The following is a 13,769-nucleotide window of genomic DNA, read 5'->3' on the forward strand; positions in this document are numbered from 1 at the left end:
ATCATCATGACAAACAGTCACCCTTTTACAGGAGATCCTAAATGATCGAAGTGACCGAGGTTTCCATTGCCGAGCTGCGTGCCGCGCTCGAATCAGGCCGCACTACTGCGGTCGAACTGGTCAAGGCCTATCTGGCCCGTATCGAGGCCTACAATGGCCCCGAGACTGCCACCAAACTCAATGCCGTGGTGGTCGCCAATCCCGATGCGCTGAAAGAAGCCGAGGCTTCCGATGCCCGCCGCGCTCGTGGTGAAACCCTGGGGCCGCTCGACGGCATCCCCTACACCGCCAAAGACAGCTATCTGGTCAAGGGGCTGACCGCTGCCTCCGGCAGCCCGGCCTTCAAGGATCTGGTGGCCCAGCGCGATGCCTTTACCGTTGAGCGGCTGCGCGCCGCCGGTGCCATCTGCCTTGGCAAAACCAATATGCCGCCGATGGCCAATGGCGGTATGCAGCGCGGCGTCTATGGCCGTGCCGAGAGCCCCTACAACGCCGACTACCTGACCGCGCCGTTTGCTTCCGGCTCCTCCAACGGGGCCGGTACCGCCACCGCCGCCAGCTTCTCTGCCTTCGGTCTGGCCGAAGAGACCTGGTCGAGCGGCCGCGGCCCTGCCTCCAACAACGGCCTGTGCGCCTACACCCCGTCCCGTGGCATCATCTCGGTGCGCGGCAACTGGCCGCTGACTCCGACCATGGATGTGGTGGTGCCCTATGCCCGCACCATGAACGACCTCCTGGAAGTGCTCGATGTAGTGGTCGCCGACGATGCCGATACCCGTGGCGATCTGTGGCGCATGCAGCCCTGGGTGCAGCTGCCCAAGGCCTCCGAGGTGCGTCCGGCCTCCTATCTGGATCTGGCTGCCAAGGCCGATGCCCTCAAGGGTAAGCGCCTCGGCGTGCCGCGCATGTTTATCAACAAGGATGAACTGGCTGGCACCAGCGAAAACCCCGGTATCGGCGGCCCGACCGGTCAGCGCATCCATACCCGCGAGACCGTGATTGCCCTCTGGGAAGAGGCACGCAAGGCGCTGGAAGCCGCTGGTGCGGAGGTCATCGAAGTGGACTTCCCGTTGGTCTCCAACTGCGAAGGGGACAGACCCGGTGCGCCGACTGTGTTCAATCGCGGCATCGTGAGCCCGGAGTTTCTCAACGACGAGTTGTGGGAGCTCTCCGGCTGGGCGTTCGACGACTTCCTGCGCGCCAACGGCGATCCCAAGCTCAACAAGCTGGCCGATGTCGATGGGCCGAAGATCTTCCCCCACGATCCGGGCACCCTGCCAAACCGCGAGGGCGATCTGGCGGCGGGCATGGATGAATACGTCAATATGGCCAAGCGCGGCCTCAAGCGTTTTGACGAGATTGCCTCGGTGCCGGACGGCCTGCGCGGTCTGGAAAAGACCCGCAAGCTGGACTTGGAGGACTGGATGGACGGGCTCAAGCTCGACGCCGTGCTGTTCCCGACCGTCGCCGACGTCGCCCCGGCTGATGCGGATGTGAATCCGGCCTCTGCCGATATCGCCTGGAGCAACGGCATCTGGGTTGCCAACGGCAACCTCGCCATTCGCCACCTTGGCGTGCCGACCGTCACCGTCCCCATGGGTGTGATGGCCGATATCGGTATGCCGGTGGGCCTGACCTTCGCCGGTCGCGCCTATGACGACAACAACCTGCTGCGCTTTGCCTCGGCTTTCGAGTCCACCGGCAGCAAGCGCAAGGTGCCGCCACGCACGCCGCCGTTGGGGTGATTGCTGTTGTGAGTTAAATATTTTGACGTGTCCGATGATGATCGGTCTAAACACCCACCTGTATTACAAGTGGGTGTTTTTTATCATCTTGAAATAAATTAATTAATAGATGGCGTGAAGGTTTAAAACATAACCATTGGATGTAGTTTCACATGTTTTTCATTCATGTTTTTCATAAAATTAGTCTGAGTCTGAAACTCCCTAAAGTCGTTTTCTGTAAAGCTGTTTTTACCTCGGTTGAACTTATGCTCTATAGAGGAGAGTAGTATGGATTCATTTAAAAAGCAGAATCTATCTGACATAAGGTGCCGATATGAAAAAAGAGCTTCTGCGGAGAAAAATGCTTTTAACGCTTTGGAAGTGCACTCATTATTTCCAATTAGGCATGATGAAAATATAATTACTTTTCCATGGTTTTTTTCTGGAATGAAAGTATCTGTATTTTTATCAAGGCAATCTCCATTTGAAAAATAGAAGCCATTTTCATTACCATGCCCTGAAAAGATAATAATATCCTCTTTGATTTTTTTTGAGAAAAAATACTTAAGGTCGTTTAATGAATGGATCCGCTCATAATTAAAGTTCCATCCTGCTGATTTACAAAATGGTTTCCAAAAATCAGCTGAGTTTCTTGAAACCATATCTCTTGTATTTTTACCATCTAAAACAGTATCGAAAACACGAACTCCGTTGAACATATTAATACTCCACTTAAGATAAACAGGGCTGCACCATCAAAGTTGACTTAGTCTACTGCCTGATGAGTCTCGTATGAAGTCATGGAGTGTGCTGAACTTCGCAGAAATAAGGTTATGTACCCAATAGTTAAGAGTATTCGGACGATCGCGGTAAACGGACGATTACGCTGCGCTAATCGTCCCTACATCAAGGCGCTGATTGCGTGTTTTGAGCCTTTACCTCTCTCCACTTCTCGCACCGTCAATCGCCATATTGGTCGTGGCTCGCTGCCGATTCCCCCTGATTTTTCCGGACTTCCCCAGACTTCACCTTCTCTTCACACAACCTCATTTTCCCCTCACAAATCCCCCGTATCTTCTGCCCACTGCTTAAAAGGCCCGGCTTGCCACAGGGGTGGCGAGGGGGCGATTGGTTCGAGGGAGCAAGATGATGAAAGGTTGGATGAAGTGCACATTGGCCGGGGCCGTGGTGCTGATGGCGAGTTTCTGGGGTGGCAGCGTGCGGGCGGCGGGGATCTCCCTCAAGCAGGTGAGTGGCCCTGTTTACGTGGTTGAAGATAACTACTACGTAAAGGAAAACTCCATGGTCTATTTCGGGGCCAAGGGGGTGACTGTGGTGGGGGCGACCTGGACACCGGAAACCGCCCGCGAGCTGCACAAGCTGATCAAACGGGTCAGCAGCAAGCCGGTGCTGGAGGTGATCAACACCAACTACCACACTGATCGGGCGGGCGGTAACGCCTACTGGAAGTCCATCGGGGCCAAGGTGGTGGCGACCCGTCAGACCCGGGATCTGATGAAGAGCGACTGGGCCGAGATTGTTGCCTTTACCCGCAAGGGGCTGCCGGAGTACCCGGATCTGCCGCTGGTGCTGCCGAACGTGGTGCACGATGGTGACTTCACCCTGCAAGAGGGCAAGGTGCGTGCCTTCTACGCGGGCCCGGCCCATACGCCGGACGGCATCTTTGTCTACTTCCCCGATGAGCAGGTGCTCTATGGCAACTGCATCCTCAAGGAGAAGCTGGGCAACCTGAGCTTTGCCAATGTGAAGGCGTATCCTCAGACCATCGAGCGGCTCAAAGCGATGAAGCTGCCGATCAAGACGGTGATTGGCGGCCACGACTCGCCGCTGCACGGCCCCGAGCTGATTGATCACTATGAAGAGCTGATCAAGGCGGCGCCGCAGTCATAAGGGTTGCGCGACAGACTGGCAGCAAGCCGTGCCATCGCTGCAATCAGCAGCCATAACGGCACATCACAAAACGCCCGCTTTCAGGAAATAAGCGGGTGTTTTGCATTGGCGGCTTTTTTGGTGACTGTGAGTGCGTGGCATTAACGCTGTTCAAGGGAGGGAGGCTTTCATAAGATGGCCCTCTCTCTTTTTCCTGAAAGTTATCCATTTTCGTTATGCAATATGCCTCTCTCGCGCGCCTCAAGCAGGCCTTTATCACCGGGATGTGGGCCTCGCTGGTCAGCATCGTTATCGGCTTCGCCTTCAAGGTGTGGCTGGCGCAGTGGGTCGCCAAGGGGGAGCTGGCGCTGTTCAACAGCGTGGTGGATTTGATCTCCCTCTCTTTTATCCTGATGACAGGTTTTCGCTCCTCCATGGTGGTGAGCTACTCCCAGACCAAGAACGATCGGGACATCATCAATATCTTTCGCTACTTCCTCATCGGCATCGTGCTGCTCACCTGGGGAGCGGTGATCCCCTATATCAAGCACGGCCTCCATATCCGGGTGGAGTATCTGCAACTGGTGGGGGTCATCTTCGGGCTGGGGCTCAAGGTCTACTTCACCAACCTGGTGGCCATGTACCGGATGTATCAGCTCTCCAACCGGGTCACCTGGCTGGAGCCGCTGGCCAATGGTCTGCTGTTTATGGCCTGTTACTTCGGGCTGGGGATGGATGCACTTGCCTCGCTCTTCTACGGGCTGACCTTCTCGTCGCTCGCCATCGCCGGTTATATGTATGTTTCGCGCCGCCGGGCCATCGCCACCAAGCCGCTCGCCAAGGTGGCGCTCGGCCCCGAGATGGTAAGCTATGTGAAGAAGAGCTTTACCGCATCCCTGGAGGCGGGGGCCAGTATCCTGATGATCTACATCACTGTGTTGCTCACCATCCGCCACTTCAGCATCGACGAGCTGGGGGATTTTCAGGTGGTGGTGCGCCCCATTTTCACCTATATGACCACCTTGTTTGTCTTCCCCATCTACCGCTTTGTGCTGCCGGAGCTGGCGGTCAATCTGCGCAATGGCGATCACCGCCAGATAAGGCTTATTCGTCGCTGGATCTTCCGTCTCTCCGCCATCGTCAGTCTGGCCTTCTTTGGCTTGATGCTGCTGGCGGGCAAGCCGCTGGTGCTGTTGTTCTTCCCCGCTGACTACGTGGGGGCGGTGCCTGTGCTGTTCCACTTCTCCATCTTCTTTATCTTTATGATGCTCAACGGCTATCAGCTCGCCTATATCAAGGCTCACGGCCACTTTACCCAGAGTTTGCTGATCCGGCTGGCGGGCATAGTGGCGCTGGTCGCCGCCTACTATCTGGTGGCCGAATTCACCGCCAACGTGGTGGCGATTATCGTGGCGCTGGGTCTCGGCTATATGGTGATGTTTATTCTCTCGACCCTGGCGGAGCGGCAGATCTTGCGATCCCTGCCACTGGTGCTGGCGACCCGTTAGGGGGTTACTCGCCAAGAGCTGGCCCCTGTCAGATAACAAAAAAACGCCCGTGCGGGCGTTTTTTATTGGCGGCGCAGGGCGGCTTAGCGTTTGCCCTTGCCACCCTTGTTTCCAGCGAGGGCCTGCTTTCTGGCGCGCTGCTTCTGGGCCGCCTTGCTGTTGCGGCGCGGCTCGGGCTCGAAGCGGGTGAGATCCGGCTCAAAGCCCGGAAACCACTGCTGGGGCAAACGGGTGTCGAGCACAGCTTCCACTTTCTCCAACAGCGGCGCATCTTCCGGGCTGAACAGGGTAATGGCGAGCCCCTTGTTGCCGGCGCGACCGGTGCGCCCGATACGGTGGACGTAATCCTCCGCCACAAAGGGGAACTCGAGGTTAATCACATAGTTGAGATCGCTGATATCGAGGCCGCGGGCCGCCACGTCGGTGGCGACCAGCGCTTGCAGGGTGCCGGCGCGAAACTCCAGCAGCACTTTTTCCCGCGCGCTTTGCGACAGATCGCCGTGGAAGGCCAGCGCATTGATACCCGCCTTGCCAAGCTGCTGGGCCAGCTTGTCGGCCCCCTGACGGGTGCGGCTGAAGATGAGGGCCGGTGCCCACCCTTTTACTTTCAGCATGTGCTCGACCAGCGCCAGCTTGCGATCGCTGTCCACCGTGTAGACCCGCTGTTCCACCTCGGCCGCCGTGGTATTGCGTGGCGCTACTTCAATCAATTCGGGGTCACGCAGCAGCACCTTGCAGAGGACAAACAGGTTGTCGTCGCAGGTGGCGGAGAAGAGCAGGGTCTGGCGATCCGCCGGGATCTGTTTGAGCAGCGCGGTGATCTCGTCCATAAAGCCCATGTCGAGCATGCGATCCGCCTCGTCAAACACCAGATGGCGGAGGTGTTCAAGGCTCAATGCCCCCTGACGCAGATGGTCGAGCAGGCGGCCCGGGGTGGCGATCAGGATATCCACCCCGGTTTGAAGCGCCGCTACCTGAGCCGCGATGCTCACCCCGCCGTAGACCAGCGTGCTGGTGAGACCGGTACCCTGGCCGTAGCGTGCCACGCTCTCGGCAACCTGCACCGCCAGCTCGCGGGTCGGCACCAGCACCAGCGCGCGGATTGGGCGTTGGGACTCCATTTGCGGCTGCGCAAGCAACTGCTCCAGCAGCGGCAGCACAAAGGCGGCGGTCTTGCCGGTGCCGGTTTGGGCCCCCGCCATCAGATCCCGCCCCGCCAGAATGACCGGGATGGCGCGAGCCTGAATGGGGGTCGGTGCGGCATAGCCGAGCTCGCTCAGGGTCTGCTGCAGACGGGGGGAGAGGGCCAGTTCGGCAAAGGAGGCTGTGGACATAGGGGCACCAGTCGGGGTTATCGCGGCCTGCGGCCACGATGCAGTGAGTGATCGTGGCCGCGATGGTAACAGAAGCAGGGGGAGCGGCAGAAGGCGGCTATGCCTCTGTGTCGTCCGGCAACGGGCGGATCAGCCGGATCTTTTTGCCCTCGTAGCAGGCGATGTTGTGCTTGCCGTGCTGTTTGACGTGGTAGAGCAGCTCGTCGGCCAGATGCACTGCCTCGGTGACGGTGAGGTAGTCGCGAATGCGGATCACCCCGGCGGAGAAGGTGATGGGGGTGGGCAGCTCGGGGATACCCAATGGCCGATCCAGCAGGCGGCCAGCGGAGTGGATCATCATCTCGTCATCCTCCATCCCCTTGAACAGCACAATAAACTCCTCGCCGCCCCAACGGATGGCGCTGTCCACCTTGCGGATATTGCTTCTGAGATGGCGGGCAAAGGCGACCAGGGCCAGATCCCCGACGCTATGGCCATAGGTGTCGTTGATCGACTTGAAGTTGTCGATATCGAGGATCATCAGGTAGTCGTGCTCATGGAGCAGACTCTGGCAGAGTACATCTCTGCGGGGCAGCCGGGTCAGGTGGTCGGTGTGCGCCAGGGTGCGCAGCCGCAGGTAGATCTGCTTCCAGGCCACCATGCCCAGCAACAGCACGATGAGATAGACCTTGAAGGCCGCACTTTGCAGGGCCAGCTTGACGAAATCGAACCAGCTGTAGGACCACTTCAGATAGAGATCATCCCCCGCCTTGGTGCGCATAAAGGGTTTGCTCAGGCAGAGATGCATCGGGCGGCAGGGCTCGGCGGCTTCAAACGATATGTTGGTGCGGGTCGGGTTGATGGTGTCGAAGGGTCGCAGCACATCGTTAAATGCTTCATCGACGGCGATATCGATACCGAGCAGCCCGTATTTGTAACCGCCGCGCCCCGACTGATGAATGAAGGGGAAGTACATCACTATGGTGTTGCGCATGCTGAAGCTGTCGATCTCGATATCGGAGACAAAGGCTTCATCGGCGCTGCACAAGGGCGGCCGGGGGCAAAGCTGGCGCAACCGAAGTAGTGATACCAGGCGGGCAGGGTCATCAGATCCACCTTGATCGGCGCCAGTCTGGTGGGCAGCACATTGTTGTCGGCCACCATGCCGATCAGCCGGTAGTCATTCCAGATGGTGTAGATATTGATCACCTCCGAATAAGAGAGGGCATAGCGGAAGGTGTTGAGGATATTGGCGGCCGGGTATCGCAGCGGAATATCGGCAAAGCGGTATTTGCTTTTGAGGTCATACCCGTAGAGATAGTCGCTGCCGACGCTATTTGGGGGCGGTGGCTGATCGAGCAGATGGTGTTGTGCCAGATAGCTGGTGATGTTCTCCACCTTGAGGATCTTGGCTCGCTGGTAGAAGACCTCGAACACGTTCTTCTGTCTGGCGGTGATGAGATCCATGTCGTGCTGGATAGTGAGATAGGTGTAGTAGAAGACAGTGCCCAGCCCGGTCAGGGCGAGCAGGGCCAATCCGGCCACTTTGACGATAAACTGGCGAGCACACGCCGATGGCCAGCGCAAGGCTGGGAGGTTACCTGAAAATAAGGTCATAGGTGTCTGGTTAGAGTACCGATAGGGGCGCGGGCGCCATACGGGCAAAGTATACGCGAAGGAAATCCCGACAGGATCCACCGACAAACCTTGCCAGAAGCTGAAGCCCTCACCACTTATTTATCCCTACTCCACGATCAGCACGCTCTCGCTGGCCAGATGGTGCAGCCACTCCCTGACGATCAGCAGCACGGCGGCAAAGTGCTCGTCGCGTGGCAGCAAGCTGGCGGCGAGGGGATCCCCTTCCGCCATCGCGGCCAGCTGGCCAAAGGCTTGCTCCACCAGATCCCGGTCGAGCTGGTTGTCCCCCAGCGCTTCGGCCAGTGATGGCTGGCTGCGCAGGGTCAGCTGCAAGCCGGGCGGGATCTGCGGGGCAATGCGCATCAGCTCATCTTCCACCACCATGATGGCCCGCTCCAGTTCGAGCGGGGTGGGTGGCGCATTGCGAAACGGTCCGGGCTGGATGGCGTGGGTGCCAAAGGCCAGCGGGTATTGTGACGGGGCCGCATCTGGCTGGCTCAGCCAGAGCTGGCTGCTCTGTTCACCAATCTCCAGCAGCAGGGTCATCATCTCCGGTACGGGTTGTGTCATGGTGCTGAGCTCCTGTGTTGTAAACGTTTTCCTGTTCTGCTTTTGATACCCCCGCCGCCGACGTTTGGCGAGCACAATTTCTGCGAGTCGTTCCTCACTTTGTTGCAAACCCCTTGCAAAAAAATCCATTTGTGGCAGTCTGGATGTCTAAATGGCTGTCGCCGTTTCGTTATCCTCAGATGATTCAGGAGTTCAGATATGGATATTCGTACCGCTCCCCGCGCCATTGCGCTCGCCCTCATGCTGGCAAGCTGCATCGCCGCTGCCAACGAAGCGCTGGTGATCCAGACCGATTTCGGCCTCAAAGATGGCGCCGTGTCGGCCATGAAGGGGGTTGCCTTCGGGGTGGATCGTACCCTGCCGCTCTATGACCTGACCCACGAGATCCCGGCTTACAACATCTGGGAAGCTTCCTACCGCCTCTACCAGACCCTGCAGTATTGGCCCAAGGGCACTGTGTTTGTCAGCGTGGTGGATCCCGGTGTCGGCACCGAGCGCAAGTCAGTGGTGCTCAAGACCAGGAGCGGCCACTACATCGTGACTCCGGACAACGGCACGTTGACCCTGGTGGCCGAGCACTTCGGCATCGAGGCGGTGCGCCAGATCGATGAGAAGCTCAACCGCCTCAAGGGCTCCGAGAAGTCCTACACCTTCCATGGCCGCGATGTGTACGCCTATACCGGCGCACGGCTCGCCTCCGGCGCCATCAGCTATGAGCAGGTCGGCCCGCTGCTGCCCGCCGAGGTGGTGAAGATCCCCTATCAGCCTGCGGTCGCCGAGAAGGATGGCACCCTCAAGGGCACCATCCCGATCCTCGATGTGCAGTACGGCAACGTCTGGACCAATATCGACGATGCCCTGCTGACCAAGGCGGGGATCAACAAGGGGGATAACGCCTGCATCAAGATCCGCGAAGGGGATGTGGTCAAATATGACGGCAAGGCCCCTTACGTCAGCAGCTTCGGCGATGTGCCGGAAGGTCAGCCGCTGGTCTACCTCAACAGCCTGCTGCAGGTGTCGGTGGCGCTGAACATGGACAGCTTCGCCGCCAAGCATCAGGTGCAATCCGGTGCCAACTGGCATATCAGCCTGAAGAAGTGCTCCTGAAGATTGTCGGGCTTTCGACAATCGGGTTTGAAGCAAGAGAGGGCAGCCAAAGAGGCTGCCCTCTCTCATCGGGTGGTAAGGCGTTGCTGATAAGAAGTTGTTGTCAAAAAGCATATTAATTGAATGCAATTGATAATGATTGGTATTTGACTGGATAATCGCACACTTGTCTGACCACTCAACCATACCGAATGAAAACCAGCCTCTTACTGCTCAGCCTGCTGGCTCTGGCCGCATGCAATGACAATCACAGCAATACGTCGGTGACCCCCTCACCCGAGGTGACCCCGCCGGTCGTCAAGCCGACCGAACCGCCCATCACTCCGCCAATAGTACCGCCGGAAACCCATACCCGGGTTCCTCTGACCATTGAGGTCAATGTGGCCGATCGGTTGGGGGTGGGGGCACAGCTCGAGGTGAAACAGGTCGCAACCGGGATCCGCGTGCAACAGGCAATCGAACCGGGCCAACCTGTCAGCATCACCTTGCCTGCGGGTCTGCAACTGGATCAGCCACTGGAGCTGCTCGCTAGCGACGAGGGCTATCTGCTGCGCGCGGTATCGGTGCGGGTGGCGGATCTCTCGGCCGGGATCACTCTGGCGCGCCGCAACAGCGTGCCGCGGCTGGGATTGAACGAGGAGGAGACGGCGCTCTTCCTGCTGGCGGATCAGAGCGGAGATGGCTCCCTCAGTCAGGCCGAGTGGGGCAGGGCAGCGGAGATCCGCGTGCAGCAACAGGCGGCTATTGAGGATTACGCTGCCTTCCTGCTGGCCCAGCGCCAGCCGGGCGCCGTGCTCGACTATGCCGACAGCTGGCAGATGCTGTTGGCCCTGCGCGATGACAAGCAGGCGCGCAGCTGGTATCAGCGCAGTAACAGTGCCCAGATCCAGTCCGCCCGTACCCAGCTCTATCCCGCCAATCCAAGTCAGCCGGACGAGCCGGAGACGGCAGATCTGCTGCGTCTCGATGAGCAGGGGCTGCTGGTGGTGCGTGGCCCCTGGCAGTGCCTGCACGATGTGCGCACGGTCAGCGGGGTCAAGGGTAGCCAGTACTGGCTGTATGGCAGTGACACCAGTGCGTTGAAGATTGCCAGCCAGCCACAACTGGCTGCGGGGCTGACCGCTTGCGGCCGCAGCGACTGGCGCCTGCCGACCCTCACCGAATTCGAACGGCTGCTGAGCAGTGACAAGTCGGCATGGCGCTATCCCAATACCTTTGCTGTTGGCCTGCCCGCCCAGATCTGGCTGCAGGATGGTGCGGGTCAACCCCGTCTCTATCAACTGGCGACCCGAACCTGGCTGGATGAGGGAGAGGGGAGTCTGCTCTGGTATGCGCTGGCACCCTATCCGGTGCGCCCCTCTGTGGTGCGCGACAGCAGCAAGCCGGACATGGCGGCCCTGCGCGCCCAATACAGCGGTTCATCGGCCCAATGGCCTGCCGCCCGGGTGGATGAAGGGGTGGAATGGCAGGAGCTGGGGCCGCTGCCGGCGGTTCCCTTCCCGGCCGACAACCCCTATAGCCGGGCCAAGGTGGTGCTGGGTCAGCAGCTCTTTTTCGACAAGCAGCTCTCCAAGGGGCGGGACATCAGCTGTGCCAGTTGCCACGATCCGCAAAAGGGGTGGAGCGACGGCCTGAGCGTCTCGGTCGGCCATCTGGGCCAGAAGGGCAATCGCAACGCTCCTTCCATCCTCAACAGCGCCTTCAGCTCGACCCAGTTCTGGGATGGGCGGGTCGCCACGCTGGAGGAGCAGTCGCTTCACCCGATCCAGAACCCCATCGAAATGGCGCTGAGTCATGACGAACTGCTGGCCCGCTTGCAGGCCAGCCCCGACTATCAGGCTGCTTTTGCCACCGCCTTTGGCGATCAGGCGATCACGCTGGAGCGGATCGCCAAGGCGATCGCCACCTTCGAACGCACCATCATCAGCCGAGACAGCGATTTTGAGCGCTTCGTCAAAGGGGATAGTCAGGCACTCAGTGACAAGGCGCTGTGGGGGATGCATCTTTACCGCACCGATGGCCGCTGCATGAACTGCCATTCCGGCCCGCTGCTGAGTCAGCACGGGTTCGAGAGTGTGGGGCTCACCTATTACGGTCGTGGCAAGCTGGAAGATCGCGGGCGCTTCCTGCAGACCCGCAACAAGGCGGACATCGGTCGCTTCAAGACCCCCAGCTTGCGGGACGTCGCCTTTACCGGCCCCTATATGCACAACGGCATCTTCCCGATCCTGGCCCAGCGTATCGGCGGTTCGGTGCAGGGGGTGGTGGCCATGTACAACTTTGGCGTGACCAAGTGGAGCAGCGGGGTCGGCTTCCCGACCGGTGCGGATCAATATGATCCCTTCTTCCCCAAAGCCTCCGCTCACCTGCATGCTCTTGGCCTCAGCAATGACGAGCTCGATGCCATCGGCGAGTTTTTGCGCAGCGCCTCGGCCGAGCCGCGCCGCACCCCGGCCACGGTTGCTGAGCTGGGGGTGAGTGAGGTGGATGACCCTACTCCGGTGGGGGCTGTGATCACCGGATTGGCTGTGCTGCCTGCCCAGCCTCAGCTGGAAGTGGGGCGGACGCTTCCTCTGCAACTGCAGTGGCAACTGAGCGATGGCTCTCTCGGCCCGCTCGATGGGCCCATTGAGTGGCGCAGCGAACAGCCGGAGTTCGCTACCGTGAACACGCAGGGCGAGGTGCGCGGTGTGGCGGTCGGGACGGCACGACTGGTGGCGACCACGGCGCGTCACACGTTGACCGTGACGGTGCAGGTGGTGGATGCCCAGCCCGATTTTGCCCGGGGCTGTCGTCAACCCGAGCTGGTGGCGGGCAAGCTTGCCTTTGTCTGCCAGCTGACCATGGACGAGGCGGATCGTCTGTCCATCTCCTATGACGGTGTGAGCAGTGACAGTGATGGTGACTACAATCCCTTCCCGCTGGAGTATGTGACCATGGGGCAGGCGCGGGCGCGGGATTACTGCCAGCAGCTGGTGGCGCGCGGTCACGATGACTGGCGTCTGCCGACCCGGGCCGAGCTGGAGGTGCTGTTTGCCGCTTACAACAAGGATGGCGCGACGGATCAGTTGCTTCAGCAGCAGGGGTGGCCGCTCTACAACCGCTACTGGAGTAGCGATGCGACTGCCAATGACGATGGTGAGTTGCCGCTGCTGGACCTGAGCACTGGTGATCCGCTGTGGGATCTGGCGGATGAGGCTCATGCCGCCACCTGCGTCAGGGCCATCTAGCCTTCATATATAGTCAAATGAAAAACGGGCGCCTCGGCGCCCGTTTTGTTCTCTGGTAATAAAGAAAGGGATCAGAACTCGTTGGAGAGCGCCTTGTACCCTTTGACCAGATCGATATTGGTGTGGGCCACGTCCTCGGAGAACTCGGCGGCATCTACCGAAACCCGCGGGATATGGGTCAGATCGCTCTGTTGGTTGATGCGGGTGGTGGAGGGGACGTAGAACTCCGGCGGCAGATCGCAGCCATCGATCACCGAGTTGTGACGCACCACGGCACCGTCACCGATATGGCAGTTGAACAGCACGCTGTTGAAGCCGATAAAGACCCGGTTTCCCACTTCGCACGGTCCGTGGACGATGGAGCGGTGGGCGATGGAGGTGTACTCGCCGATGGTGACGGCGGCGCCGGATTTGGAGTGGATCACCACGCCATCCTGGATATTGGAGTTGGCGCCGATGACGATGGGTTCCATATCTCCACTCTCATCCACCTCGTCGGCACGGATCACCGCATAGGGGCCGACAAAGACATTCTCTTTGATGATCACCTTGCCGCAGATGATGGCGGTTTTGTCGATATAGGCGGATTCGTCGATGACAGGCAGATGGCCGGAGGGATTCTTGCGGATCATGTTACATCCTGTGGTTGCTTGAAATGATGCGGTGGCGCACCCGGCGCCAGGATGCCAGCTTACGCCTCGTTATTATCCGGTGAAACCCCGAAGTGGTCTGACCCTTGTCGCAAGCCTTGGCGGGATCACTGTTTCCACGCGCTGGAATATGGGAGCA

General features: G+C 59.4%; 11 protein-coding genes. 5 read left to right on the plus strand and 6 right to left on the minus strand.

What is annotated here, in order from left to right:
• The first annotated feature begins 41 nt into the window (after positions 1-41).
• Entirely contained in the window at positions 42-1,745 is a 1,704-nt protein-coding gene (locus tag WBR25_RS03850; protein WP_479749430.1) for an amidase, read from the plus strand.
• 122 nt (positions 1,746-1,867) lie between these two features.
• Here WBR25_RS03850 and WBR25_RS03855 read toward each other — a convergent pair whose 3' ends face one another.
• The gene (locus WBR25_RS03855; RefSeq protein ID WP_231560921.1) at positions 1,868-2,443 is read right to left on the minus strand and encodes a hypothetical protein; all 576 of its coding nucleotides are present in this window, start codon (positions 2,441-2,443) and stop codon (positions 1,868-1,870) included.
• A 427-nt stretch (positions 2,444-2,870) separates the two neighbouring features.
• On the opposite strand from WBR25_RS03855, the gene cphA reads away from it, so the two are divergent.
• Together cphA and WBR25_RS03865 are read left to right on the plus strand one after the other, a co-directional pair.
• On the plus strand, positions 2,871-3,635 hold the full coding sequence (gene cphA, locus WBR25_RS03860; RefSeq protein WP_479749431.1) for a CphA family subclass B2 metallo-beta-lactamase: 765 nt from the start codon (positions 2,871-2,873) through the stop codon (positions 3,633-3,635).
• 215 nt (positions 3,636-3,850) lie between these two features.
• Positions 3,851-5,122 (plus strand): hypothetical protein, encoded by a 1,272-nt coding sequence (locus tag WBR25_RS03865; RefSeq protein ID WP_103422349.1) that lies wholly within the window; start codon positions 3,851-3,853, stop codon positions 5,120-5,122.
• Positions 5,123-5,205: 83 nt separating this feature from the next.
• On the opposite strand, the gene WBR25_RS03870 is transcribed toward WBR25_RS03865, so the two are convergent.
• The 4 genes from WBR25_RS03870 to WBR25_RS03885 form a co-directional block, all read right to left on the minus strand.
• The gene (locus WBR25_RS03870) at positions 5,206-6,456 is read right to left on the minus strand and encodes a DEAD/DEAH box helicase (protein WP_479749432.1); all 1,251 of its coding nucleotides are present in this window, start codon (positions 6,454-6,456) and stop codon (positions 5,206-5,208) included.
• Between the two features lie 97 nt (positions 6,457-6,553).
• A complete protein-coding gene (locus WBR25_RS03875) occupies positions 6,554-7,483 on the minus strand; it encodes a GGDEF domain-containing protein (protein WP_479749433.1) in 930 nt (309 codons plus the stop codon).
• Positions 7,414-8,052 (minus strand): hypothetical protein, encoded by a 639-nt coding sequence (locus WBR25_RS03880; protein ID WP_479749434.1) that lies wholly within the window; start codon positions 8,050-8,052, stop codon positions 7,414-7,416. The genes WBR25_RS03875 and WBR25_RS03880 overlap by 70 nt, the downstream gene beginning before the upstream one ends.
• Before the next feature lie 126 nt (positions 8,053-8,178).
• Positions 8,179-8,643: a hypothetical protein gene (locus WBR25_RS03885; protein ID WP_270819063.1), complete on the minus strand. Its 465-nt coding sequence runs from the start codon at positions 8,641-8,643 to the stop codon at positions 8,179-8,181.
• A gap of 198 nt (positions 8,644-8,841) precedes the next feature.
• Between WBR25_RS03885 and WBR25_RS03890 the strand changes: the two genes are divergently transcribed.
• Together WBR25_RS03890 and WBR25_RS03895 are read left to right on the plus strand one after the other, a co-directional pair.
• Positions 8,842-9,750, plus strand: a complete 909-nt coding sequence (locus WBR25_RS03890; RefSeq protein WP_270819062.1) for an SAM hydrolase/SAM-dependent halogenase family protein — start codon at positions 8,842-8,844, stop codon at positions 9,748-9,750.
• Positions 9,751-9,941: 191 nt separating this feature from the next.
• Positions 9,942-12,980 carry a cytochrome c peroxidase gene (locus WBR25_RS03895; RefSeq protein WP_479749435.1) on the plus strand — a complete coding sequence of 1,013 codons (3,039 nt, stop codon included), beginning with the start codon at positions 9,942-9,944 and terminating at the stop codon, positions 12,978-12,980.
• Positions 12,981-13,051: 71 nt separating this feature from the next.
• Here the strand turns inward: WBR25_RS03895 and WBR25_RS03900 are convergent, their stop codons facing one another.
• Entirely contained in the window at positions 13,052-13,612 is a 561-nt protein-coding gene (locus WBR25_RS03900; protein ID WP_005335471.1) for a gamma carbonic anhydrase family protein, read from the minus strand.
• Positions 13,613-13,769 lie beyond the last annotated feature (157 nt).

Source organism: Aeromonas sp. MTB, from assembly GCF_056632455.1.